Source organism: Streptomyces sp. NPDC052225, assembly GCF_040679615.1.
Taxonomy (GTDB): Bacteria; Actinomycetota; Actinomycetes; order Streptomycetales; family Streptomycetaceae; genus Streptomyces.
This window is the reverse complement of sequence record NZ_JBFAVD010000015.1, coordinates 13,361-38,998: the sequence shown is the minus strand read 5'-3', so window position 1 is coordinate 38,998 and position 25,638 is coordinate 13,361. Positions and strand designations below refer to the sequence as shown.

Annotated in this window: 19 protein-coding genes; 10 read left to right on the top strand and 9 right to left on the bottom strand. The window is 71.2% G+C overall.

Going from position 1 to position 25,638, the window contains the following annotated elements; genetic code table 11:
- Window positions 1-105 precede the first annotated feature (105 nt).
- Window positions 106-660, top strand: coding sequence for an acyl-CoA thioesterase (locus tag AB0L37_RS22035; protein WP_365507900.1), 555 nt, complete (start codon window positions 106-108; stop codon window positions 658-660).
- A gap of 42 nt (window positions 661-702) precedes the next feature.
- Here AB0L37_RS22035 and AB0L37_RS22030 read toward each other — a convergent pair whose 3' ends face one another.
- Window positions 703-2,064, bottom strand: coding sequence for an LCP family protein (locus tag AB0L37_RS22030; RefSeq protein ID WP_365507897.1), 1,362 nt, complete (start codon window positions 2,062-2,064; stop codon window positions 703-705).
- Window positions 2,065-2,308: 244 nt separating this feature from the next.
- Here AB0L37_RS22030 and AB0L37_RS22025 point away from each other — a divergent pair, with 244 nt between their 5' ends.
- Window positions 2,309-3,343, top strand: a complete 1,035-nt coding sequence (locus AB0L37_RS22025; protein WP_365507894.1) for a glycosyltransferase family 2 protein — start codon at window positions 2,309-2,311, stop codon at window positions 3,341-3,343.
- Between the two features lie 57 nt (window positions 3,344-3,400).
- Here AB0L37_RS22025 and AB0L37_RS22020 read toward each other — a convergent pair whose 3' ends face one another.
- From AB0L37_RS22020 to AB0L37_RS22005, 4 genes are all read right to left on the bottom strand, one after another.
- The gene (locus AB0L37_RS22020; RefSeq protein ID WP_365507891.1) at window positions 3,401-5,065 is read right to left on the bottom strand and encodes an LCP family protein; all 1,665 of its coding nucleotides are present in this window, start codon (window positions 5,063-5,065) and stop codon (window positions 3,401-3,403) included.
- 87 nt (window positions 5,066-5,152) lie between these two features.
- Entirely contained in the window at window positions 5,153-6,811 is a 1,659-nt protein-coding gene (locus AB0L37_RS22015) for an LCP family protein (RefSeq protein ID WP_365507889.1), read from the bottom strand.
- A gap of 246 nt (window positions 6,812-7,057) precedes the next feature.
- Complete coding sequence (locus AB0L37_RS22010) at window positions 7,058-8,305, bottom strand: LCP family protein (RefSeq protein WP_365507886.1); 1,248 nt, start codon at window positions 8,303-8,305, stop codon at window positions 7,058-7,060.
- 111 nt (window positions 8,306-8,416) lie between these two features.
- A complete protein-coding gene (locus tag AB0L37_RS22005) occupies window positions 8,417-9,172 on the bottom strand; it encodes a TIGR03089 family protein (RefSeq protein ID WP_365507883.1) in 756 nt (251 codons plus the stop codon).
- 322 nt (window positions 9,173-9,494) lie between these two features.
- On the opposite strand from AB0L37_RS22005, the gene AB0L37_RS22000 reads away from it, so the two are divergent.
- From AB0L37_RS22000 to AB0L37_RS21990, 3 genes are all read left to right on the top strand, one after another.
- On the top strand, window positions 9,495-10,823 hold the full coding sequence (locus AB0L37_RS22000; RefSeq protein ID WP_365507881.1) for a peptidoglycan recognition protein: 1,329 nt from the start codon (window positions 9,495-9,497) through the stop codon (window positions 10,821-10,823).
- Between the two features lie 91 nt (window positions 10,824-10,914).
- Complete coding sequence (locus AB0L37_RS21995) at window positions 10,915-11,997, top strand: NDP-sugar synthase (protein ID WP_365507879.1); 1,083 nt, start codon at window positions 10,915-10,917, stop codon at window positions 11,995-11,997.
- A gap of 99 nt (window positions 11,998-12,096) precedes the next feature.
- Window positions 12,097-13,131: a DNA-3-methyladenine glycosylase 2 family protein gene (locus AB0L37_RS21990; protein WP_365507876.1), complete on the top strand. Its 1,035-nt coding sequence runs from the start codon at window positions 12,097-12,099 to the stop codon at window positions 13,129-13,131.
- Between the two features lie 376 nt (window positions 13,132-13,507).
- Here the strand turns inward: AB0L37_RS21990 and AB0L37_RS21985 are convergent, their stop codons facing one another.
- Genes AB0L37_RS21985 through AB0L37_RS21975 form a run of 3 tightly spaced genes read right to left on the bottom strand, consistent with a single transcriptional unit; the run spans window position 13,508 to window position 16,321 of the window.
- Complete coding sequence (locus AB0L37_RS21985) at window positions 13,508-14,818, bottom strand: coenzyme F420-0:L-glutamate ligase (protein WP_365507873.1); 1,311 nt, start codon at window positions 14,816-14,818, stop codon at window positions 13,508-13,510.
- Window positions 14,815-15,783 (bottom strand): 2-phospho-L-lactate transferase, encoded by a 969-nt coding sequence (gene cofD / locus AB0L37_RS21980; RefSeq protein WP_365507870.1) that lies wholly within the window; start codon window positions 15,781-15,783, stop codon window positions 14,815-14,817. The genes AB0L37_RS21985 and cofD overlap by 4 nt, the downstream gene beginning before the upstream one ends.
- A 43-nt stretch (window positions 15,784-15,826) precedes the next feature.
- On the bottom strand, window positions 15,827-16,321 hold the full coding sequence (locus AB0L37_RS21975; protein WP_365507867.1) for a cysteine dioxygenase family protein: 495 nt from the start codon (window positions 16,319-16,321) through the stop codon (window positions 15,827-15,829).
- 680 nt (window positions 16,322-17,001) lie between these two features.
- Here AB0L37_RS21975 and AB0L37_RS21970 point away from each other — a divergent pair.
- From AB0L37_RS21970 to AB0L37_RS21960, 3 genes are all read left to right on the top strand, one after another.
- A complete protein-coding gene (locus AB0L37_RS21970; RefSeq protein WP_127831770.1) occupies window positions 17,002-17,265 on the top strand; it encodes a WhiB family transcriptional regulator in 264 nt (87 codons plus the stop codon).
- 165 nt (window positions 17,266-17,430) lie between these two features.
- Window positions 17,431-21,096 carry a glycosyltransferase gene (locus AB0L37_RS21965; protein WP_365507864.1) on the top strand — a complete coding sequence of 1,222 codons (3,666 nt, stop codon included), beginning with the start codon at window positions 17,431-17,433 and terminating at the stop codon, window positions 21,094-21,096.
- Window positions 21,093-22,586 (top strand): DUF5719 family protein, encoded by a 1,494-nt coding sequence (locus tag AB0L37_RS21960; RefSeq protein ID WP_365507862.1) that lies wholly within the window; start codon window positions 21,093-21,095, stop codon window positions 22,584-22,586. Before AB0L37_RS21965 ends, AB0L37_RS21960 begins: the two co-directional genes overlap by 4 nt.
- Window positions 22,587-22,633: 47 nt before the next feature.
- Here AB0L37_RS21960 and AB0L37_RS21955 read toward each other — a convergent pair whose 3' ends face one another.
- Window positions 22,634-23,131 carry a metallopeptidase family protein gene (locus AB0L37_RS21955; protein WP_365508280.1) on the bottom strand — a complete coding sequence of 166 codons (498 nt, stop codon included), beginning with the start codon at window positions 23,129-23,131 and terminating at the stop codon, window positions 22,634-22,636.
- Between the two features lie 321 nt (window positions 23,132-23,452).
- Between AB0L37_RS21955 and AB0L37_RS21950 the strand changes: the two genes are divergently transcribed.
- Window positions 23,453-23,824, top strand: coding sequence for a DUF3499 domain-containing protein (locus AB0L37_RS21950; protein WP_365507859.1), 372 nt, complete (start codon window positions 23,453-23,455; stop codon window positions 23,822-23,824).
- A 131-nt stretch (window positions 23,825-23,955) separates the two neighbouring features.
- Window positions 23,956-25,572: an L-lactate permease gene (locus AB0L37_RS21945; protein WP_365507857.1), complete on the top strand. Its 1,617-nt coding sequence runs from the start codon at window positions 23,956-23,958 to the stop codon at window positions 25,570-25,572.
- Window positions 25,573-25,638 lie beyond the last annotated feature (66 nt).

Below are 25,638 nucleotides of genomic sequence, written 5' to 3'. Positions count from 1 at the left end.
AGCCAGTGTGCCGTGCTCGGCTGTGTGCCTTACAAGGGCAGGTGGGAAATCGGGCCAGGGCTGTTGCAGAGCTGACACAATCGCGCCGCGCATATGGTGGGTGCCATGACAGACCAGGCCCACGGCACGGAATCAGATATTCCGGGCAAGCCGACTTCCGCTTCCCGCACGACGTTGTCGCACATCATGACGCACAACGACACCAACCTCCTGGGTACGGTGCACGGCGGCGTGATCATGAAACTGGTGGACGACGCGGCGGGCGCCGTGGCAGGCCGGCACTCGGGCGGACCCGCGGTCACCGCGTCCATGGACGAGATGGCGTTCCTGGAGCCGGTCCGCGTCGGCGACCTCGTCCACGTAAAAGCCCAGGTCAACTGGACGGGCCGCACCTCGATGGAGGTCGGTGTCCGGGTCCTGGCCGAGCGCTGGAACGAGTCGACCCCCGCCCAGCAGGTCGGCTCCGCCTACCTGGTCTTCGCCGCGGTCGACGCGGACGGCAAGCCCCGCACCGTCCCCCCGGTCCTCCCGGAAACGGACCGCGACCGCCGCCGCTACCAGGAGGCCCAGATCCGCCGCCAGCACCGCCTGGCCCGCCGCCGCGCGATCAAGGAACTGAGGGCGCAATCGCAGCCCAAATCAAGCCCCTCCGGCGATTGAGGAGCGGGGTCCGGGGCAGAGCCCCGCGACCTCAGCTACATCTCAGGGACACACGACCTGGTCCCCAGTAACGGCCCCGAACTCCCCCTGATACGCATCCTCGGCCCGCACCGCCCGAACCCCCTTGAAGTCCGCCCCGGCAACGACCTTGAGCACAGCCCCCTGCCCCTTCACCGCCTTCAGCTGAGCCCCGGGCAACGCCGTGACCAGCGACTTGGCCGACCGATCCCAGCGCGGGTCATAAAGAACCACCGTCCGCCCGGCGCTACGCCGCTCCGCGTTGACCGGCGCCCCCGTCGTACGGAAGCCGGTCTTCCGCAGCGCCGAGTCGACCTTCTTCCCGAGCCCCGCCGTCATCGTCCCGTTCTGCACCTGGACCCGGATCTGCTGCGGTGAGACCCCGACGACGGTCGCCTTCTTCCTCGGGCGGTGCGCGGCGAGCGGCTTGTCGTCGCGCAGCGCCCGGAAGAGCTTCTCGGACTTCTTCGGGTCCCACTTCACGGTCGACCCGATGCCCTTGACCGGGAAGCTGATGTCCCCGATCGGCACGGTCGTGAACTCCGACGAGGACGGCGTGAAACTGCGCATGGCGCGCGCCAGGTCGACCATCTCGTCCGTCCCGAACCCCTTGTCGGCACGGACCGAGCTGAGCAGCGTACGGGCGACGTCGCGGAACCTGACCGGGTTGAGGAGCACCCCCGACGACGTCGTCTTCGCGATCAGGGACGCCATGAACCGCTGCTGGCGCTGCATCCGGCCCAGGTCGCCGGCGCCGTCGACGTGCCGCGCCCGTACGTACTGAAGCGCCTGCCCGCCGTCCAACTGGTGCGTGCCCACGGACAGGTCGAGGCCGGTGTTGGGGTCCTTGAGCGGGCGGGCCGTGCAGACCTCGACGCCGCCGAGCACGTCGACCGTCTTCATGAAGCTGGTGAAGTCGACCTCCAGATAGTGGTCGATCTTCACGTGCGTCATGTTCTCGACGGTACGGACGGTCAGCTGCGGGCCGCCCTCCGCGTACGCCGCGTTGATCTTCACGGGGTGCTCGTGGTGCTTCTCGCCGCTGTTCTGGTCGGTGTGCGGCGGCATCATCGCGTACGAGTCGCGGGGCAGGGAGACGACGGACGCGCGCTCGTGGTCGTCCGAGATGTGCACGATCATGATCGTGTCCGTGCAGTGGCAGGGGGCGCCGCCGAGCCGGTACTTCTTCTTCTCCTCGGCGGAGATCTTGTCGCGGCCGTCGGTGCCGACGAGCAGCACGTTCATGCCGTGCCCGGCGGCGGGACGGTTCTTCATGTCCTTGAAGGGGTCGATCCGGTCGATGCCGGTGTCGAGCCCCGTGACGAGCGCGTGCCCGATCCCGGCCGCGGCGAGGACCGTGACGGAGAACGTGGTCGCGACCCGCATGGCCCACCGGGGCTTCTTCCTGCGCGGCGGACCCGCCGGGCGGCGGCCCTGCCCCGGCTCCTGGGGACGGCTCGGACGAGGGGGACGGGCAGGGGAGCGGGGCGGCGTGGACACGAGGGGGACACCTCCGCGGCGGCGGGCGTGGGACAGGCCCTGGCACCGTAGGCCGATACGATCTCCTGCCCGCGGTAGCGACCCGGGCGGGGCGCGCTGGTGTCCCCCATTAGCGGTAACGTGACCACCGATGAACGCCAACGCCAACACCGCCGAGCCGCTGCCCGCCGTCTCCGTGATCATGCCCATCCTCAATGAGGAGCGGCACCTGCGCGAGGCCGTGGAAGCGATCCTGGCGCAGGAGTACGACGGCGAGATGGAGGTCGTGCTCGCGCTCGGCCCGTCCAGCGACCGTACGGACGAGATCGCCGCGCAGCTCGTCGCCGAGCACCCCAGCGTCCACACGGTCCCGAACCCGACCGGCCGTACGCCCGCCGCCCTGAACGCCGCGATCAAGGCCTCCCGCCACCCGGTCGTCGTCCGTGTCGACGGGCACGCCGCGCTCTCCGCCGGCTACATCGCGACCGCGGTACGGCTCCTGGACGAGACCGGCGCGATGAACGTCGGCGGGATCATGCACGCCGAGGGGACGAACGCCTGGGAGCAGGCCGTCGCCGCCGCCATGACGTCGAAGATCGGCGTGGGCAACGCGGTCTTCCACACCGGCGGCGAGGCGCAGGAAGCCCTCACGGTCTACCTCGGCGTCTTCCGCCGCGAGGCGCTGGAGCAGCAGGGCGGGTACAACGAGGAGTTCATCCGCGCCCAGGACTGGGAGCTGAACTTCCGGATCCGCGAGGCCGGCGGCCTCATCTGGTTCTCGCCCGACCTGAAGGTCTCGTACCGCCCGCGGCCGACCGTGAAGGCGCTCGCCAAGCAGTACAAGGACTACGGCCGCTGGCGCCACGTCGTCGCGCGCTACCACGCGGGCTCCATCAACCTGCGCTACCTCGCCCCGCCGGCCGCCGTCCTCGGCATCGCCGCGGGCCTCGTGGCCGGCGCGGCCCTCACCCCGTGGGGCTTCGTGATCCCCGGCGGCTACCTCGCGGCGATCGTCGCGGGCTCCGTCCCGGCGGGCAAGGGGCTGCCGCTCAAGGCACGCGCCCAGATCCCCGTCGCCCTCGCCACGATGCACATGTCGTGGGGCTGGGGCTTCCTCACGAGCCCGAAGTCGCTCGCGAAGAAGGTCATCGCGTCGCGCAGGCCCGCGGTTCTGGCGTCCAACTAGCGTGCCGGGCGCGGGAGTTCACCTCCCGCGCCCTCGTTCACGTACGACGCGTGCGGGCTACCAGGTGTAACCCTGCTGCACCTTCATGCACGTGGAGTCGTCGGCGCCGTTCTGCGTCTGCTCCTTGTCCAGGGCCTTGCTCGGGTCGTCCTCGGCCGCGCCCTTCGGGTAGGCGGTGCCGGTCTTCCAGTCGGCGCCGACGGTCAGCGTCACGCTCTTCACGTCCGCCGACTTCTTCACCGAACTCACCGGAATCCCGAGGGACTTGGCGACCGCCCGCGCGTCGCCCGCCAGATCGTCGGACGGGTAGCTGATGACCGTCCTGTCTGCGACGAGCGACTGCGCCTGATCGGCGACCGCCTGCGTGAAGCCCTTGCCGGTGAGGACGCGCGCCACGTCCGAAGCCCGGCCGGGCACCGCCGCGGTCGTCGCCGTGCGCGTGCCGTTGCGCACCTGCACCGCGATCTCGCCGTCGGCCGCCGCCGGATCGTCCGACGCCTCGGCCGTCGGCTTCTTCTTCTTGTCCTTGCCGTCCAGCGCCTCGTCCTCGCGGAGCATGCGCCACAGCGTGTCGGCCTGCGGCGTCGCCTCCACGCGCGCACCCACGTACCGGAACGGCATGGTCGTCATCGTGATCCGGTCCGGGTTGGGCTTCTTCAGCTCGTTGCTCAGGTCGTACAGCTTCTTGATGGTGTCGAGGCCCTCGTCGACCTTGAGCGCGTCCGTCGCCTTCTCGGCGAGCTGGCGCAGCTTGTTGGGGTGGCTGAACGTCGCGTTCTTGCGCAGCTCGCGCACCATCGCGCTCATGTACATGTGCTGCGCCTTGGCGCGCGCGATGTCGGAGCCGTCCTCGAAACCGTGCCGGGTGCGCAGCCATTGCAGGGCCTGCTCGCCCTTGACGTACGTCGTGCCCTTCTCCAGCTTCAGGCTGGTGCCCTCGCCGTTGCTGCTGCGCCCGGAGAAGTTGGCCTTGACGCAGACCGGCACACCGCCGACGGCGTCCGCCATCGACACCACACCGGCGAAGTCGACCATCATGTAGTGGTCGATGTGGATGTCGGTGATCGCCTCCCACATGGCGACCGTGCAGCCCGCGCCGCCGCGCGTCAGCGACTCGTTCACCATCCTCCGGTTGACCGTCGCCTCGTACACCTCGCCGCTCTTCGGGTCGGTGCACTTGGGCAGCACACTGAGGGTGTCGCGCGGCATGCTCACCACCGACATGTTGGTGCGGTCCGCCGACAGGTGCAGCAGCATCTGCACGTCGGCCAGCGGGGCCGCGCCCACGCTCGCCTTGTGGCCGCCGAGCTTCAGGTTCTCCTTGCTGTTCCGGTCGTCGGAGCCGATCAGCAGGATGTTGAGCGGGGTCTGCCCGGCCGCGTTCGGCTTGGCCTTCGGGGCCTTGTGCTCGCCGAGGTTGAGCTTGCCCGTCGTGATGTTGCCGTTCAGATGGCGGTAGTAGAGATAGCCCGCGCCGGCCGTGCCGAGCACGAGGACCGCGAGAACACCCGCGATCCAGCCCAGTATTCGGTGTCTGCGCCGCCTCGGACGACTGCCCTTGCGCCGGTGTCCCCGGGCAGGCCGGTCCGCCGGATCGCCGCCGTCACCGGCCGGCGCGTCCTCGTACAGGGTCTCGTCCCACCCCAGATCACCGGCGCGGGCCGACGTGCCCCCGCTGCCGCCCGGCTGTGAACGCTCCCCGCGCACACCGCTACGCCCCATGTCCTGCCCCACCCTCCCCGCCCCTTGGCCATGACTCGGCCGCCCCGCTGTCACATGGTTAGACAGTCGAGAGGCGGCCGAGGTTGGTCACTGAGCACACACAGACTTGTCCGCTGTTTGTTTGTCGACGGTCGGCGCCTTCGCCGAGGCACCGTCGATGGGTGTCCCCGCACCCTTGAAGTCCTTGCCGAGGATCAGCACGATCGCCGGAAGGCCCTGGTCGTTCGTCTCGCTCTTGCCTTCCTTCATCGCGGAGGCGGGAAGCCCCATGATGTCCGCGAGCCGCCGGGCCTGGTCGGCCTGGTCGGGCGAGTACTCCAGCGTCGTCCTCGCCTGCGTCGGCTTGTTGCCGAGCTGCGCGGACTTGGTGACGCCCTCGCTGTTCTGGAGCCAGGTCAGGGTCGCCTGCGCGGCGCCGACCTGCTCGCTGCCGTTGTACACGTCGACGCGCACCTCGGAGGCGGCCGACTTGGAGCCCTTGAGCTTCGCGGCCTGCGCGGCCTTCTGCTTCTTCTTCGTCTCCGTCAACGACACGTCGTTCTTGATGGCGTTGAAGACCGGCGGCGCGGCCGTCTCGTTCACGACGACGGTGGCGTGCACCTTCTCCGCCGGGTTGTCGATGACGGGCACGGTGACGAACGACAGGTTCTTCGGCGGCACCTTCTTGAGCTCGAGGGCCACGTCCTTGAGCTTCGTCAGACTCCCTATGCCCTGGTCGACCGTGAGCGCCTTCGTAGCCGCTTCGGCGAGACCGGTCAGCTTGCGCGGACTGGTGAGCGTGTCACTCGAACTCATCTTGCGGGCAAGGGAACCGAGGAACTGCTGCTGCACCTTGATCCGGTCCAGGTCGCCCTGGTTGCCGAAGCTGTGCCGCGTCCGCAGGAACGCGAGGGCCTCCTCGCCCGCCAAGGTGTGGTGGCCCTTGGAGAGTTTGAGATGCGAGTCAGGATCGTCGACGTTCTTGGCGACACACACATCCACCCCACCGACGGCGCTGGTCAGCGTCTTCACGGCGTTGAAGTCGGCCATCATGAAGTGATCGGGGGTGATCCCGGTGACGGCCTTGACCGTCTTCATGGTGCAGCCGGCGTCACGCCCGTCCTGCCCGAGACTGGTGTTGAACCGCACCTGACTGGTCCCGGCGATGACGTTGCCGTCGGCGTCCTGACAGTCCGGGACGTCCACGATGAGGTCGCGCGGAATGCTCAACGCGGTCGCGTTCGTACGGTCCTTGGAGACGTGCAGCAGGATGTTGGTGTCGGCGTGACCGACGCTGCCCTTGTCGCCGTACCCCTCGTTCCCCTTACCGGTCCGCTTGTCGGTGCCGATGATGAGGATGTTGAAGGCGTCGCCCTTGCTGAAGCTGTTCTTCGCCTCAGGGGTGTTCGTGACGGTGATGTTGCCGTTCAGGTGCTCGTAGTAGAGATAACCGCCGACCGCAGTGAGCAGCACCACGAAGGACAGCCCACCGGTCGACCACAGCAGCACCTTCTTGGCCGTGGACTTCTTCTTGGGCTTCGAGCGCCGCCGCCCGGGCCCGGAGGCCGGTTCCTGCGCCTCGCGCCGGCGCCGCTGCGGCGGCACGTCCTGCGACTGTCGCCTCGAGGCACCCCGACGGGGACCGGGCACCTGCGACTGCCCAGCGGAGGGGCTCAGTCGCAGTTCGTAGTCACCGGTCTGCGGGTTCAGTACCCACTGGTCTGCGGGGTCGACATTCTCCGCCCGCCCACGGCCTTGCGCGTCCACGGTTTTTTGAGTCCTCCGTCGGGGCCACGCGGCGCCCCACCCCCCTCAAAGCGGGCGCCCGATCAGTCGGTGTGCAGTGCGCGACCGCCCCAACGCAACAGGGCCGGGTGCACCGGATCGCTCACACTATCCGCCCAGTTCAGCGTCGAGCGACGACGGTGACAAATTCCACTCCCCTACAACTGGGCAATCCGGACCATTCCTTTGAACCTCCGGGGCCACTGACAGCTTCTGATGACTTCTTCTTTACCCACAGCTGTCCTGGGCGGCCGTGTTGCCCCGGAAAGTGGGCGCGGGGGAGGGGCTCCCACCGCTCGACGGAGCCCCCGCTTTCCCGTCACTCCACTCGTCGCCCCCGTCCTCATAGCCGTATTCCTCGCCCTCACTCTCACTCTCACTCTCGGCGACGGTGGCCGGCGCGGCGGGAGCCTTCTCGGACACCACGACGGGGGCATCGGTCCGCAGCCGGGTGAAGAGCTCATCGGCGGCGGGCTGCACGAGCTGGTCGCGGTTGGCGTTGTAGACGTACGACTCGCGCGGCACGGTCAGGAACTGCAAGCGGTCGGTGGAGATGCCGCGCAGCCCGCGCACCAGGTCGTACAGGCCGCGCAGGCTGGCGAGCCCGGGGTCGGTGGTGAGCGACGACGTGGCGGCGTCGAGCACGGGATAGAGCCGGGCGGGGTTCAGGAGCACGCCGTTGCTCTGCACCTTCTCGACGAGCGCGCCGAGGAACTGCTGCTGCCGGTCCATCCGATCGGTGTCGCTGCCGTTGCCAAGAGTCTTACGGGCCCGCACATACCCCAGAGCCTGCTCACCATCCAGCAGATGCCGCCCAGCCCCCAGCCGCAGATGCGAATCAGGATCATCAATCGCCTTGTCGAGACACACCTCAACCCCACCCACGGCATCGACCATGCTCTTGAACCCCTGAAAATCAACGACCAAATGATGGTCGATCCGCACCCCGGTCATCTTCTCGACCGTGCGGATGGTGCAGGCCGAACCGCCCACCTCGAAGGCGTAGTTGAACATCGCGAACATGGGTTCGGTGCGCGACCCGTCCGAGGTGCGGCAGGACGGCACGTCCACCATCAGATCGCGGGGGAAGGAGACGGCGGTCGCGCTCTTCCGGTCGGCGGCGACGTGCAGCAGGATCGTGGTGTCCGAGCGCTGGGTGCCGTCGTTGTGGCCGTACTTGCCGTTGTCACCGGCGCGCGAGTCGGACCCGATGAGCAGCAGGTTCTGCGCGCCGTCGACGAGGACGGTGGGCCGCTCCTTCTCGTAGCGCGCGAGCTCCGATGCGGTGTCCGTGTCCTCGTGGATGTTCCCGTTGAGCTTCTCGTACGCGGCCCAGCCCACCCCGCCCACGACGAGCACGAGGAAAGCGGCCCCGATCGCCGTGTAGCGCAGCCATCTCCTACGGCGCCGGGTGCGGCCGGCGCCGGTGGGCGAGGAGCCGTTGCCCGGCCCGAGCACGCCTGCGGAGTCGGACACGTACGTTCCCCCTCATGGTCGAGACATCCGGGCCTCCGACGAAAGAGGACCTCTCTATGACCATGGACTCCCCACCGGCGGGGGGCCGGGAGAGCTGGGCCGAACGGGTGGCTACCGGGCCGTTGCGGTGACCCGCTCGGCCTCGATGCGCTTGGCGAGCGCTTCCTCGCCCACCTGATCGAGCCGCGGACACAACACCACAGACCCCCCGGTCGCCAGAGGCGCGTACAACCCGGCGCTCAGCCCGCGCCAACTCCCGTAAGGAAGACCGGAGAGCAGCCGGGAACCCGGCCCGACAAGCCCCAGCCCCTCGGCATCACCGGCGGCCTTCTCCACCACCTCGGCCCCGGTCCACTCGGCACCGGCGACGACCAGCGCGAGCGTGTCCGGATCGACAGGAGCGAACGGAGCGAACCGATCCCCTTGCCCCGGCACCTCCACGGCGTAATCGACAAACCCGGAGGGCACCTGCGGAAACCGCCCCCCGAGCGGCCGCAACGCCAAAGCAACCCGCTCCCCGGAACAAGCCCGAGCAGCATCAAGCGACTCAGGCCCACTGACCACCACATCGGCAGCGCCAGCATCCCCACCCACATCGGCAACAACCCCGACCGCCGAACAGGCGAGCAGCCACACAGCACTCTGCCAATGGGCGGGCAGCAACAGGGCGAGCCGGTCACCGGGTTCGGCGCCCAGATCCCCCTGGAGCAGATTCGCGGTCTTGGCCACCCAGTTGGAGAACGTGGCAACGGACAGCTCCACACGCTCCCCGGTGGAGTCGTCGTAGAAGGTCACGAGAGGCCGCCCCGGATCAGCGGCGAGAGCGGCGTTCAGCAGAGCGGCGGGGGTACGGGGCGCGGCATTCACGCCCCCAGCGTATGTCTCCGGGGAAACCCACCACGCACCCGCGGTCGCAAGTCAACGGGAGGGGACGTGTCGGGGTGCCCCGCAGGACACCGCAGGCACTCAGCTCGCCCGAACCGACATTGGTCGTCCGGAGACGAGGACACCAATCCGGCCGAGGAGGTACCCCGACACGTCCCCGCCCCGCCCACCGACCGACGGCGAACGACGGCCCCCGACCCCCGACACCCCGTCACCCCCCAACACACGCCCACGACTTCCGGCGGGCACCCGTATGACCCACTCCGATGGCCGGACAGGACCCCATATGCCCACGATCGTGGGCATGCGTGGATTCCTTGCTTCCTCGATCGGCGTCACCTGCGCGGCCGCCCTGGCCCTCCCGCTCACCCTCCCCACAACGTCGCACGCCGCCCCGACCGTGGCGCAGGACGTGCTCCCGGGCAGCACCCAGTCGCTCCCCCTCACCAACCTCACCGCCACCCGAGCCGCGGGCGCGCCCCAGGAACAGGGCCTGCCGCAGCGCGACGTGCGCCCGTTCTCCCTGGTAGGCGTCGTCTGGGACGACCCGAACGTCGAACTCGACGGCCACGTACAGGTCCGCACCCGCACCACGGGCACCACCACCTGGTCCGCCTGGCAGGACGTGGAGTCCCACAACGACGACGCCCCCGACCCGGACACCCCCGAGCGCACCTCGGGCCACGTCCGCGGCTCCACCGCCCCGCTCTGGGTCGGCGACTCGGACGGCGTGGAAGTACGCGTCAAAGCAGAGACCACCCGAGCGGCCCCGCAAGGGGAAGGCGCGGTACTCCCCGAGGGCCTGCGCCTGGAACTGGTCGACCCGGGCGACGAACCCTCGCAGGGCGCCCCCGCCGACGGCCCCCGTGGTGCGGCGCTCACCGCAGAATCCGCCGCCGCCTCCGCCGTGAACGCCGAACTCGCCCCGCTGGGCGCCACCGCCATCCCCGCCCTCACGAAGAAGTCCACCGAGGACGAACTGATCGAGGCCCGCGGCGGCGAACCCGACGCGACCAAGGTCCGCCCCTACGTAGGGGCGCGCCCGCGCATCGTCACGCGCAAGGGCTGGGGCGCGAACGAGAAGCTCCGCGAGCGCGACTTCGTCTACACGAAGACGGTCAAGGCGGCCTTCGTCCACCACAGCGCATCGGGCAACAACTACCGCTGCTCACAAGCGCCTTCAGTCATTCGCAGTATCTACCGCTACCACGTCAAGAGCAGTGGTTGGCGAGACGTGGGCTACAACTTCCTCGTCGACAAGTGCGGCACCATCTACGAAGGCCGCGCGGGCGGGGTCGCCAGGCCGGTCATGGGCGCGCACACCCTCGGCTTCAACACCAACAGCATGGGCATCGCGGTCCTGGGCACGTTCGGCCGCTCCAACCCGCCCAAGGCCGCGCTCAACGCCATCGCGAAGCTCACCGCCTGGAAGCTCGGTCTGTACGGGGCAAATCCGCGCGGTACGACATATCTCAAGTCGGGCGGTGGCAATCTCTACCGCAAGGGAAAGAATGTGCGACTGCATGTAATCTCCGGCCACCGGGACGGGTTCGCAACCGAATGCCCGGGACGCCGTCTCTACAACAAGCTCGGCAAGGCCCGTACCAGCTCCGCCCGCCTCCAGGGCCGCTGAGACCGGCCGGCCCGGGCGCCTCGCACGGTCTGCATACACTGGCCGGCCGAAAGAAAGTTCGGCCGGCCCCAGCAGGAAGCAGAGACGACAGGTGACAGAAGCGATCCTCCTGGTCGGCGGCAAGGGCACCAGACTGCGCCCGCTCACGGTGAACACACCGAAGCCGATGGTGCCGGCGGCGGGCGTGCCGTTCCTCACGCACCAACTGGCCCGCGCCAAGGCGGCCGGGGTCGACCACATCGTCCTCGCCACGTCGTACCTGGCGGAGGTCTTCGAGCCGTACTTCGGCGACGGCTCCCGCCTCGGCCTCCACCTCGAGTACGTCACCGAGGCCGAACCCCTCGGCACCGGCGGCGCGATCCGCAACGTCGCCGAGCGCCTCCACTCCGGCCCCGACGACCCGGTCCTGATCTTCAACGGCGACATCCTGACGGGCCTCGACATCAAGGCGCTCGTCCACGAGCACGAGACGACCGGCGCGGACGTCTCCCTGCACCTGTCCCGCGTCGAGGACCCGAGGGCGTACGGCCTGGTCCCCACGGACGCGACCGGCCGCGTCCAGGCCTTCCTGGAGAAGCCGCAGACGCCCGAAGAGATCGTCACGGACCAGATCAACGCGGGGGCGTACGTCTTCCGCCGCTCGGTCATCGACACGATCCCCACGGGCCGCCCGGTCTCGGTCGAGCGCGAGACGTTCCCGGACCTCCTCGCCTCCGGCGCCCACCTCCAGGGCATGGTCGACTCGACGTACTGGCTGGACCTCGGCACCCCGCAGGCGTTCGTCCGCGGCTCGGCCGACCTGGTCCTGGGCCGCGCACCGTCCCCCGCGGTGCCCGGCCGCTGCGGCGACCGCCTGGTCCTGCCGACGGCGACGGTCGCGCCCGACGCGAAACTCACCGGCGGCACGGTCGTCGGCGACAACGCGCGCGTCGGCGAGGGCGCCAGGATCGCGGGCTCCACGATCCTGTCCGGCGCCGTGATCGAACCCGGCGCGGTCATCACGGACTCCCTGATCGGCAAGGACGCCCACATCGGCGCCAGGACGATCCTCAACGGCGCGGTGATCGGCGACGGCGCGCACGTGGGCGCCGACAACGAACTCCAGACCGGCGTCCGCGTCTGGTGCGAGGCGACGCTCCCCGCGGGCTCGGTCCGCTTCTCGTCGGACCAGTGATTCCGGGCCGGGAAGGGGCGGCCGAGGGGAAGGAACCCCTACCCTCGAACCACACACCCGCCCCACCCGCTCTACCCGCCCCACCCCCCGAAGGACCCCGTGGCAGGCCGCCGATACGTCCCGCGTACGCAGACACCCCCCACCCGCACCACGGTGCGCGGCGGCGATGTCCGCACGCCCGCGGCAGCGGTACCTCCCCAGGCCACGCCCACCACGACGCACACGCGGACGTACACGCACACCCCCGCAACCCCCCTTCACCTGGGCCTGACCCTCGGCCCCCTGCGCAGGGGGCCCGCGGACCCCACCTTCCGCACCACCCCCGACGGCTCCGTCTGGCGGGCGAGCCGCACCCCGGACGGCCCGGCCACCCTGCGCGTCACCGAGCACGGCGACACGGTCCGCGCGCAGGCCTGGGGCCCGGGGGCCGACTGGTTCCTGGCCCGTCTGCCGCACCTGCTGGGCGAGACGGACGACGCGACCCCGTTCGAACCCCGCCACCGCCTCGTCGCCCAGACCGCCCGCCGCCGCCCCGGCCTGCGGCTGACCCGCACGGGCCTGGTCCTGGAGTCGCTGATCCCGTCGATCCTGGAGCAGAAGATCACGACGGACGAGGCGTACCGCGCCTGGCGTCGGCTCCTGCACGCGTACGGTGAACCGGCCCCGGGCCCGGCCGGCCAGGAGCTGCGGATGCGCGTCATGCCCGACCCGCGCACCTGGTCCCTGATCCCGTCCTGGGAATGGCACCGGGCAGGCGTCGACAACAAGCGCGCGTCCACGATCCTGCGCGCGGTCAAGGTGGCCCGCCGCCTGGAGGAGGCGGCGGACATGGCCCCGGCGGCCGCCCGCACCCGCCTCGAACTCGTCCCCGGCATCGGCCCCTGGACCTCCGCCGAGACGGTGCAGCGCACGCACGGCGCGGCCGACGAGGTCACCACGGGCGACCTGCACCTGCCGGGCATCGTCGGCTACGCCCTCGCGGGCAACCGCGACGCGACCGACGACGACATGCTGGAGCTCCTCGCCCCGTACGCGGGCCAGCGCCACCGCGCGGCCCGCCTGATCCTCCTCAGCGGCGTCTCACCGCAGCGCAGGCAGCCGAAAATGCGCAGGGTCGACATCGCGAACTGGTGAAACCCACCGACAGAGAACTCACCGGCAGAGTCCCGACCGGCAGAGAACTCACCGGCAGAAGGCCCACCGGCGGTAGGCCGACCGGCAGAGTCCCGACCGGCAGAGAACTCACCGGCGGTAGGCCCACCGGCGGTAGGCCGACCGGCAGAGTCCCGACCGGCAGAGAACTCACCGGCGGTAGGCCCACCGGCGGAGAACTCACCGGCGGTAGGCCCACCGGCAGAGTCCCGACCGGCAGAACTCACCGGCAGAAGGCCCACCGGCAGAGTCCCGACCGGCAGAAGGCCCACCGGCAAAGACTCCCCACAGAGACCCCCGACAGAGAACCCACCGGCGGAAGGCCCACCGGCGGAAGACCCCCCGGCATCAGCCCCCGTCACCGAACCTCGACGAAGTCCTCCACAACCCGCTCCGGCCGCACCCCAGGCTCCGCCGCCGCATGCCCCACGGCGACGGCCCCCATCGGATCCCAGGTCTCCGGCAGCTCCAGCACGTCCCGGACGACATCGCGGCAGAACATGGTCGACGACACCCACGCGGACCCGAGCCGCTCACCGGCCAGCGCGACCAGGAAGTTCTGCACCCCGGCCCCGGTGGCGACGACGAACATCTCCCGCTCGGCGGCGTCCCGCCGCGGATCCCCGTACGTGTGCGACCCGTCCATCACCAGACAGGGCACGACCAGATACGGCGCGTTGCGCAGCACGTCCCCGCGCCGCACCCGCTTCGCGATCGACTCCTCGCTCTTCCCGTCCCGCCGCAGATCCGCGACCCACGCGTCCCGCATCGCGTCGAGCAGCCGTACGCGCGACTCCTCCGACTCGAGCAGCACGAACCGCCACGGCGTCGTGTGATGGGGGGCGGGCGCGGTGACGGCGGCGGCGACCGCGCGGCGCACGGCCCCGGGATCGACCGGCTCGTCGGTGAAGGCCCGCACGGTACGCCGCTGCGTCACGGCCTCCCGCACCGCCTCCGACGTCCCGAGCCGGAACATGTCGTCCCGCGCGCTGCGCACCAACTCCCGCGCGGAGCCGTCCTGTCGCACGACCACGGCCTCGCCGAGCCCCCGAACGACGGCAACCGGCAGCCCCCCGGACTTGCCCTTCACGAGATCCCCGGCGGCGGCCAGCTCGTCGGCGGTCGCCACGACGGTCGCGCTCAGCGGATTGCCGTACGCGTCCACGCCGCCGCGCAGATCGTCGAGGACCCGCACACCGGCGGCGCCGATGGCCACATCCGTCAGTCCGTTGCGCCAGGGCCGGCCGAAGGTGTCGGTCACGACGACGCCGACCTCGACGCCCAGCGCGTCCCGTACGCCGTCCCGGATCGCCGCCGCCGAGGCGTCGGGGTCCTCCGGCAGCAACAGCACGGTCCCGGCGGGGGTGTTGGACGCGTCGACCCCGGCCGCGGCCATGACCAGGCCCAGCTTGTTCTCGACGATGCGCAGCGTCCCGCGCCGCGCCACGACCCGTACGGTCTCGGCGTCGATCGCGGCCTCCCGGTCGTCCGCACGGACGATCCGGCCCTCGGCCTTGCTGACGATCTTCGAGGTGACGAGGAGGACGTCCCCGTCGGCCAGACCCGGCTCGGCGGCGACGATCAGCTTGGCGAGGTCGTCGCCCTCGCGGACCTCGGGGATCCCGGCGACGGCCCACGCGCGAAAGGACGGAGCGTCCGAGGACGTCACGCGGCCCGCACCTCCTCGGCGAGCTGGAGCGCCGCACGCGCCATGTCGGCGGCGGCGGTGCCCACTTCGGGGTCCGTCATCATCAGCGGCACGGCCCGGCAGCGGATCCCGGCGCTCTCGACGCGCTCCACGACCCCGGCGTCCACCGTGTCGACGAGCCACCCGTCGAGCAGCCCCGAACCGTAGTGCTCGGCGACGGCGGCGGCGCTGGACTCGACGCCCACGGCGGCGAGCACCTTGTCGGCCATGCCGCGCACCGGAGCGTCGCCCACGATCGGCGAGAGCCCGACCACGGGCACACCCGCCTCGGCGATGGCCTCCCGGATCCCGGGCACGGCGAGGATGGTCCCGACGCTGACCACGGGGTTCGACGGCGGGAAGAGGATCACGTCGGCCTCCGCGATGGCCTCGAGCACGCCCGGCGCGGGCTTGGCCTGCTCGGCGCCGACGGGCACCACGGCCTGCGCGTCCACGGAGGCCCGCAGCTTCACCCAGTACTCCTGGAAGTGCACGGCCTTGCGCTCGCCGTCCACGTCGACGGCGACATGCGTCTCCACGCGGTCGTCGGACATGGGAAGGAGCCGCACGCCCGGCTTCCAGCGCTCGCACAGCGCCTCGGTCACGGCGCTGAGCGGGAAGCCCGCCGCCAGCATCTGCGTACGGACGATGTGGGTCGCGAAGTCCCGGTCGCCGAGCCCGAACCACTCGGGCCCGACCCCGTACGCCGCGAGCTCCTCCTTCACCGTGAAGGACTCGTCCGTACGACCCCAGCCCTGCTCCTCGTTGATGCCGCCGCCCAGCGTGTACATCACCGTGTCGAGGTCGGGACAGACCTTCAGACCGAAGAGGTGGATGTCGTCCCCGGTGTTGCCGATGACCGTGATGTCCGCGTCCGGGGCGGCCAGCTTGAGACCGCGAAGGAACCGGGCACCACCGATGCCGCCTGCCAGAACCACAATGCGCATGTGCCCAGCATCGCAGGCACCTCTGACAACGCGTCGGCCGGTCTCAGACAGTGACCTCGTCGGCGACCGCGCAGGCGGCGCTGTGCATCGGCATCTCGGTCAGGCCTGGGTAGTACACGTGGAGGCTGACGGCCGGCTCCAGGGAGTCGTTCACGACCTCGTGGACGTAGCCGGGCGCGAACACGCGCTGGGCGCCGGTGGCGAGGGCGAGGCTGCCGTGCTCCGTACGCTCCGTCAGTTCGCCTTCCAGGAGGGTCAGTACGCCGGAGGAGCGGCCGTGGTCGTGCAGCCCGCTGCCCTGACCCGGCACCCAGGAGAGCAGCCACACCTCGTAGCCGGGGCCGGTGCGCAGCCGGTGGTACCAGCGCGTGGTGGCGTCGTACTCGACGAGGTGCTCCCACTGGGAGCGGTCGGCGGCGATGGCGCGGGCCAGGCCCACGAACTCGGCCACGGTCTCGGGGTGTTCCCGGGCGGGCTGGAGCAGGTGCGGTACTTCGAGGATGTCGCCGGCGATCTGGAGGTCGCTGTCGCTGTTCATCGGGTGTGGGGTTCCTCGGCGGAGAGTGCGGTGCGGAATGCCCGTGAACAGAGGCGTCAGGGGCAGAGGGCCGTACAGAAGAGGAGACGCTCGTCGGTCGGAGCTCGCAGGCTCAACGACTCAACAGCTGGAACAGCAACAGCTGTGGTGCTCGCGGGCAGCGCAGACGGACCCGGCGGTGCGGGTCGTCGTCGGTGCCAAGTTCGCGAGCATGCCCACCAGAACACCGGTTCATGCCTGAGCTGTCAACTCGCTGTCCGGATTGTGGGATATGTTTCACCTCATCCGGTATCTCTGCCAGGCGAAAGGTTTGTTCACCGCCTGACCCGGACATGTGGCGCATCAACCCGGTGCGCAAACGCCGTTGCGATCCCGTGATCCGAATGTGATCCGCTTCGCTTCCGTAGGCGCACAGGAACGAGATCAAACTCCGCGGCGTCCTTCCATGTAGCGGTTTGCGACGGGCAGGACACCCAGATGGGCCGCTGGCAAGTGTCACGGTTTTTGCCGATTTGAACACTTTCCGCATAGCCTTGGTTCCGCAGAGTGAATAAGGGGCCCAATAGCAGATCTCGGCTTGACTGCCCCGGATCGGCACACTTGTAATTTCACTCGTGTCGTTCAGCCGAAATCGGTAACGGCAACATCACGGGGACGCACGGACAGACGAGGGGCGCACTATGACCGAGTCGTTTCAGGATCTGCTGGTCGAGGACGCGGAAGAGGAACTCGGCTGGCAGGAGCGCGCGCTGTGCGCCCAGACCGACCCCGAGTCGTTCTTTCCCGAGAAGGGCGGTTCCACCCGGGAGGCCAAGAAGGTCTGCCTCGCGTGCGAGGTCCGCTCCGAGTGCCTCGAGTACGCACTCGCCAACGACGAGCGCTTCGGCATCTGGGGCGGCCTGTCGGAGCGTGAGCGCCGCCGCCTGAAGAAGGCGGCTGTCTAGTCCCCAATACGCGCAGTACGCAAGGCCCGTCGCGGGTGGGTTGTCCACAGGCGGCGGGCCGCTCTTGTTGGCAGCCGTTAGTGTGGGGCCCCGTCCGAGACGCCACCGCGCCCCCACCGGGCACAGGCGTCCACCGCAGTCCAACGAACCGGGGCCCGTACCTCGATGTCCGTGCACAGCCACTCGGCAGGCCAATTCGGCGCTGCCGCCGCCGCGTTCAACCCGGGGCACGCCGCAGGGCTCGACCCCGGCAGCGCCCCCGAGTTCCCCAGGCATGTCGTCACCGCCGTCGTCGTCTCGCACGACGGAGCGCGCTGGCTGCCCGACGTCCTGTCAGGACTGCTCGGCCAGGAGCGCCCCGTGCAGAACGCCATGGCGGCCGACACCGGCAGCGCCGACGACTCCGCGGCCCTGCTCGCCGGGTCCCTCGGTGACGAGCGCGTCCTGCACCTCGCCCGCCGCACCGGCTTCGGCCAGGCCGTCGAGGAAGCCGTGCGCGGCGCCGGGGTCCTCACCCCGGAAGAGCTGCCCTACTTGAAGCGGCCCAGCGGCTGGGACCCCGTCAGCCGCTCCTGGCGCGACGACGCGTACGACCTTCCCGACCTGCCGCACGGCGAGCCCGAGCAGTGGCTGTGGCTGCTTCACGACGACTGCGCGCCCGAGCCCGACGCGCTCGCCCAGATGCTGCGCGTCGTCGAGATGGAGCGCGAGGCGGGGTCCGCCGTCGCCGTCGTCGGACCCAAGCTGCGCGGCTGGTACGACCGCAGGCAGCTCCTGGAGGTCGGCGTCTCCATCGCCAACTCCGGGCGCCGCTGGACCGGCCTCGACCGCCGCGAGCAGGACCAGGGCCAGCACGACCACGTGCGGCCCGTCCTGTCCGTGTCCACCGCCGGCATGCTGATCCGGCGTGATGTCTTCGAGCAGCTCGGCGGCTTCGACCGCAGGCTGCCCCTGATGCGTGACGACGTCGACCTGTGCTGGCGCGCCCAGGCCGCAGGACACCGCGTCGTCGTCGCCCCCGACGCCGTCGTGCGGCACGCCGAGGCCTCCTCGCGCGAGCGCCGCACCGTCGACTGCGTGGGCCGCACCGCCTCGTCGCCGCACAAGGTCGACAAGGCGGGCGCCGTCTACACCCTGCTCGTCAACGCGCGCGCGGCGGTCCTCCCGTGGGTCCTCGTCCGCCTCGTGCTCGGCACCCTGTTGCGCACGATCGCCTACCTGGTCGGCAAGGTGCCCGGGCAGGCCTTCGACGAGATCGCCGGCCTGATGGCGACGCTGCTGCGGCCGGGCCGGATCCTCTCGGCCCGTAAGCAGCGCGGCAAGGGCACCGTCGATCCCAAGGAACTGCGGCCGCTGTTCCCGCCGCCCGGCGCGACCGTGCGGCTCACCGTCGAGCAGGTCGCGGGGAACCTCTTCGGGGCCGCCGACCCCGAGACCACCACGGCCGGGCGGCACGGCGGCGGCGGTCTGGAGTCCGGAGACGACGCCGAGTTCATCCGGGTCGAGCGGTACGCCCGCCTCAAGCGCATCGCCCGCAACCCCGGCCCGATGCTCTTCGTCGTCCTGCTCTTCGTCTCCCTCATCGCCTGCCGGGCGCTGATGGGCGGCGGCGCGCTCGCGGGCGGAGCGCTGCTCCCGGCCCCCGGCGACGCCTCCGACCTGTGGTCGCGCTACCTGGACGCCTGGCACGCCACCAGCACGGGAAGCACGCAGGCGGCGCCCCCGTACCTCGCGCTCGTCGCCGCGTTCTCGACCGTCCTGTTCGGCTCCACCGGCCTCGCGATCACCGTGCTGCTGGTCGGCTCGGTGCCGCTCGCGGGCTTCGCCGCGTACTTCGCCTCCAGGCCGCTCGTCGAGTCACGGCTGCTGCGCGCCTGGGCCGCCGTCGCCTACGCGTTCCTGCCCGCCGCCACCGGCGCCCTCGCGGGCGGCCGCGTGGGCACGTCGGTCCTCGCGATCCTGCTGCCGCTCATCGCGCGCGCGGGCCTGTCCGCCTCCGGCCTGATGAACGACCGGGGTGCGCGCGGCAGTTGGCGTGCCACCTGGGCGTACGCGCTCCTGCTCACGCTCGCGACGGCCTTCACGCCCATCGTGTGGCCGATCGCCCTCGTCCTCGGAATCGCACTCCTTGTAGTGCGCCGCGGCGACATCACCGCATACGGGCTGCGTTTTCTCGCCGCTCTCGGTACGCCGCTGCTGATGCTCGCGCCGTGGTCCCTCACGCTGCTGCCGTTCGGCTTCTTCCAGGAGGCCGGACTGCCGTACGGGAAGGGCGCCGCGACCGCGCTCGGTCTGCTCGGCGCCTCGCCGGGCGGCTCCGGCACCACCGGCAGCCTGCTGCTCATCGGCATCGTGCTGGCCGCGCTCGCCGCGCTCTTGCGCCAGGAGCGCCGCCTCGCGGTCCTCACCGCGTGGGCCGTCGCCCTGGTGGCGCTGGTCTTCGCGGTCCTGTCGAACCACTCGACGTGGGCCGGCCCCGCCACCCTCGTCTACGGCATCGCGCTGCTCGCCGCCGCCGCGCTCGGCGCCGACGGCGCGCGCTCGCGCGTGGCCGAGCAGAGCTTCGGCTGGCGCCAGCCGGTGGCCGCGCTGATCGCGTTCGCCGCCGCCGCGGGCCCGCTGCTGCTCGCCGCGGGCTGGATGATCGCCGGTGCCGACGGCCCGCTGGAGCGGCGCGACCCGGTCCAGGTGCCCGCGTTCGTCGCCGAAGAGGCCGGCACGCGCGACCAGGCCCGCACCCTCGTCCTGGACGGGAACACGGGCGAGGTCGCGTACTCGCTGGTCCGCGGCGCGGGCGCCCGGCTCGGTGACAGCGAACTGACCGCGGCCGCGGGGGAGAACACCGCGCTCGACAAGGTCGTCGCGAACCTCGTCGCGGGCTCCGGCGCCGACCAGGCCGACCAACTCGGCGGCTTCGCCGTGCGCTACGTCCTCGTACGCGACGGCGCGCCGCGCCAGATGGGCCGCGTCCTCGACGCGACGCCCGGTCTGACCCGGCTCAGCCAGCAGGACGGGACCGCGCTGTGGCGCGTCGACCGGCAGGTCGCGCGGGCGGTCATCCTGCCCACCGCCGACGCCGGTTCGACCTCCGAGCAGGCCAGGGCGGTCGCCGCGGGCCCCGTCGACATCCACACGCAGGTGCCCGCGGGCGGCGACGGCCGCGTGCTGCGCCTCGCCGACCACACCGCCGAGGGCTGGACCGCCACGCTCGACGGCGCGCCCCTGACGAAGACCACCGTCGACGGCTGGGCGCAGGGCTTCGAACTGCCCGCGTCCGGCGGCACGCTGGACGTCACGTACGACGCTCCGCTCACCCACACCGCATGGCTGTGGGCCCAGGGCGGGCTCGCCCTCGTCCTCGTCGTGCTCGCCCTGCCGGGCCGCCGCCGGGAGATCGACGACGACCTGCCGGAGGAGCCCGTCGTGCCCGCACAGGCCGTCGCGGGCGAGGGCCGCCGCGCCCGCCGGCTGCGCGCCCAGGCCGAGGCCGGACAGACCGCGACCGGCGGCGACGGCGGTGACGTCCCGCCTCCTCCTCCGGAGGAGGCACCGGTCCCGATCCCGCAGCAGGAGACGTACGGCGAGTGGGACCAGCCCAGTTACGCGGGCGCCGAGTACGGCACCTACACGGCGGGGGAGCAGCAGTACCAGGGCGCCCCGTACGGATACGACCCGCAGACCCAGCAGGCCGACCCCTACCAGGCGGGCCAGTACGACCCGTACGCCTACGGGGGCACGTACGAGACGCAGGCCCCGTACGACCCGACGTACGAGCAGCACGGCCAAGGCCACGGCACCGACAGTGAGCGTCCCGACGGGAGCCAGCAGTGAACCGCACGACCCTCTCCCTGATCGCGGCCGCGACCGCCCTGGCCGCCGTCACCGGGTTCGCCGCCGCGTCCCGGCCCGGCGGCGAGGACGACACGACGTCCAAGGCGGCGGCCCATCTGCCCGTCGAGCGCTCCAGCCTGCTGTGCCCGGCGCCCAGCCAGTCCGACCTGGCGGAGACCGCCTACACGTCGTACACGCCCGTCACCAAGGACGCGCAGGACTCCGGCAAGGCCGAGCTCCTGCCGGCGCGGACCGGCGCGAGCGACAGCGGTGACGCGAAGGGGAAGACCAAGACGCCCAAGTCGGTCGTCACCCCGAAGGAGCCCGGCAAGCCCGTCGCGGGCGAGGCCTCGGGAGCCGACGAACCGGCCCTGGTCGGCACCGCGGACGGCAGGCTGGCCCCCGGCTGGACCGTCCAGCAGACCACCACCGTGGAGGCGGGTACGGGCCGCGGCCTGCTCGGCGTGGACTGCTCGGCGCCCGACACCGACTTCTACTTCCCCGGCGCGAGCACCGCGAAGGACCGCACCGACTACATCCACCTCACGAACCCGGACGACGAGGCCGCGGTCGTGGACGTGCAGCTGTACGGGCCCGGCGGCGCCGTGAAGTCCGAGGTCGGCGAGGGCATCCAGGTCGGCCCGCACTCCAGCGTCCCGGTCCTGCTGTCGACGCTGACCGAGAAGGAGTACCCGAACCTGACGCTGCACGTGACCGCGCGCAGCGGCCGGGTCGCGGCCGTCGTGTCCGCCGCCGACGACAAGCTGGGCGGCGACTGGCTGCCGGCGTCCGCCGACCCCGCGGGCTCCCTCGTGCTGCCGGGCATCCCGAAGGACGCCACGAGCGCGCGCCTGGTCGTCTTCGCGCCGGGCCAGGACGACGCCGACCTGAAGGTCCAGCTCGCCACCTCCAGCGGCAAGATCGTGCCCGCCGGGCACGACACGGTGCATGTGAAGTCCGGCATGACCAGCGCGGTCGACCTCGGCGAGGTCACGCGCGGCGACGCGGGTTCGCTGATCCTGACGCCCACCGAGGACTCGGTGCCGGTCGTGGCCGCGCTGCGCGTCACGCGCGGCAAGGGCGCCGACCAGGAGACGGCGTTCATCCCGGCCACCCGCGGCATCGGCGCGCGCGCCACGGTCACCGACAACCGTGCCAAGGGCTCCACCCTCGCCCTGACCGCGCCCGGCGCCACGGGCAAGGTGAAGGTGACGGCGTCGCAGGGCACCGGGGGCGGCACCGCGATCACCAAGGAGTACACCGTCAAGGGCGGTACGACGCTGTCGGTCACCCCGCCGGTGCCGGACGGCCTGAAGGGCACGTACGCGCTGACGGTGGAGCCCGTGTCGGGCGGCTCGGTCTACGGCTCGCGGATGCTGGAGGAGAAGCAGGACGACGTCCCTGCGTTCACGATCCAGCTGCTGCCGGACGACCGGGGCACGGTGTCGGTGCCGCAGGCCGGCGAGGACCTGGCGGTGCTCCAGAAGTAGCCGTTTTCAGGGACGGCGGGGCCCATTCAGGAGCCGGACACCGGCTCTCAGTCCTCGCCGTCCTCGAAGTCCCCGTAGCGCGGATCCACCGTCTCCGGGGTGAGCCCGAGTACCTCCGCGACCTGCTCGACGACCACGTCGTGCACGAGCGCCGCCCGCTCCTCGCGGCCCTTGGTGCGGATCTCCACGGGGCGCCGGTAGACGACCACGCGCGCGGGCGCCCCGTCCCGCGCCGCGATCGTGCCGCCGAGCGGCACCGAGTCGCCGCCCCACGCCTCGTCCTCCGCCGTCAGACGCGGCACCTCGAGAACGAGGAAGTCGATCTCGGCGAGCTGCGGCCAGCGCCGCTCCAGACGCTCCACGGAGTCCTGCACGAGGTCCGCGAAGACCTCGGCGCGGCTCGCGGACAGCGGCACCTGCGGTGGCGCCACGGGGCCGCGCATGCCGCGGCCGTGCCGGTCGCGGCGGCGCGGCGGGCGGGGCTCGCCGGGTGCGGGTGCCGGGGCCGGAGCGGCGGCGTTGTCGGGTTGCGCGGGCCTTTCCATCACCGAGGCAGCGTAGTCCTCCCGTGCGCGCGAGGTGGCCGCGCGCGGTCCGGGGCACGGCATGTCGCTTCCTGACCGATCAAGCCATTCTTCAGCCTGATTCCACATCCCTCCCGGACCGTTGATCTCGCGACTATTGACGGCATTTGCCCCGAGTGGTGACCGCTTTCAACTGTTCAGTGGGGCGCACGACCCCGGGTCGCCGCAGGTCACAAGGGCGCCCGCGCGGGCCGGTGTGCGCCGTCTCACACCACGACACGGTGGGGTGACCTCCGGGAGAGTCGTCGCGGCCCGTTCAAGAGTGCGGTACCGTCCAACGTCGTGAGCCCTGTACGTCGCTGTTCGCGCACCGCTTGCGGCCGTCCCGCCGTCGCGACGCTGACGTACGTCTACGCCGACTCGACCGCGGTCCTCGGCCCCCTCGCCACCTACGCCGAACCCCACTGCTACGACCTGTGCGCCGAGCACTCCGAGCGCCTCACCGCGCCGCGCGGCTGGGAGGTTGTCCGGCTCTCCGACAGCAGCGGCCCGGCACGCCCCAGCAGTGACGACCTCGAGGCGCTCGCCAACGCCGTGCGCGAGGCGGCCCGCCCCCAGGAGCGCGAGGCCGGCGGCTCGGGGGCGCGTACCGCGGACCCGATGGAGGTCGCCCGTCGCGGCCACCTCCGGGTGCTGCGCTCGCCCGACAACTGACGCGCCTTCAACTGAACGCGCCTTCACCGGATCTTCGCGGCCAACTCCGTCCCGCACGTTGACGCGAGTTGTTGAGGACACGACTATTTCGCCACCCCGTCGTTGGGAATCCGGGATTCCGGGAGGCGCTCGTGTTCGTCCAGCAAGTGGAGCCCGTAGGCGGCTCGCTCGGCCTGTCCGCCCTCGTCGCGGCCCTGCCCCTCGTCACCGTCCTCGTCCTGCTCGGCGCAGTCCGCATGAAGGCGCACCTCGCCGGTCCGACCGGCCTCGCCGTCGCCGTCCTCGTCGCCTGGCTCGCCTACGACATGCCGCTCGGCCAGACCCTCTCCAGCGGCGCACAAGGCGTCCTGTTCGGCCTCTTCCCCATCATGTGGATCGTCGTCAACGCCCTGTGGGTGTACCGGATGACGGTGCGCACCCGGCACTTCGACATCCTGCGCCGCTCCTTCGGGCGGCTCTCCGACGATCCGCGCATACAGGCGCTCGTCATCGCGTTCTGCTTCGGCGCGCTTCTTGAGGCGCTCGCCGGGTTCGGCGCGCCGGTCGCGATCTGCTCCGTGATGCTCGTGGCGCTCGGCTTCGATCCCGTGAAGGCCGCCGTGGTGGCTCTCGTGGCCAATACGGCGCCGGTCGCGTTCGGCGCCATGGGCACACCGGTCGTGACGCTCGCTCAGGTCACCGGGTTGCCACTGGACTCCGTCGCGTCCGTGGTGGGCCGTCAGACGCCGCTGCTCGCGCTCGTCGTGCCGCTGGTGCTCGTCGGTCTGGTGGACGGGCGGCGTGGTCTGCGCGAGACGTGGGTGCCCGCACTTGCCTGCGGATCCGCCTTCGCTGTCGCGCAGTTCGTGGCCTCCAACTACGTCTCCGCGCAACTCGCCGACATCGGGGCCGCGTTGGTGGGCGCCGGTGCGCTCGTCGCGGTGCCGCACTCCCGCAGGCCGGCCGCCGAACCCGTACGCGCCGCGGTCCTCACCGGCGTACGCAGCGAGGACCTGGACGGGAAGGACGAGCGCTCCGAAGTGCTGCGCGCCTACGCCCCGTACGCGCTCATCGTCGTCATCTTCTCCGTGGCGCAGATCCCCGCGGTCAAGGACTGGCTGGTGCAGGCCAACCGGGGCTTCGACTGGCCCTTCCTGAATGTCGCCAGTCCGGACGGCGAACCTGTAGGAGGCAACGTCTTCACGCTGCCGCTGGTCTCCACCGGAGGCACGCTCGTGCTCCTCGCGGGGCTGCTCACCGCCGTGGTTCTCGGCGTCCACGCGCGCGTGGCCCTGCGCGAGTGGTTCGCGACCGTGCACGAACTGCGGTTCGCGATCCTGACCGTGACGAGCGTGCTCGCCCTCGCGTACGTCATGAACCTCTCCGGGCAGGCCGCCACCATCGGGCACTCCGTCGCCGCCGCGGGCGCGGGACTCGCCTTCCTGTCACCGGTCCTCGGCTGGTTCGGCGTCGCGGTCTCCGGGTCCGACACGTCGGCCAACGCCCTCTTCGGCGCCCTCCAGGTGACGGCCGCCCAGCAGTCGGGTCTGTCACCGGAACTCCTTGCCGCCGCGAACAGTTCGGGCGGCGTGCTCGGCAAGATGATCTCGCCGCAGAACCTCACGATCGCGTGCGCCGCGGTGGGACTCGCGGGCCGCGAGGGCGACTTGTTGCGCAAGGTGCTGCCGTGGAGCCTGGGACTGCTCCTGGTGATGTGCCTGATCGTCTACGCCCAGAGCACGGTGGTGTTGTCGTGGATGCTGCCGTGACCTGTGATGACGCAGTGGCGTGGGTTCTTTGAGTGGAATGAGGGGTTCAGGGTTCGTTGTCGGTGC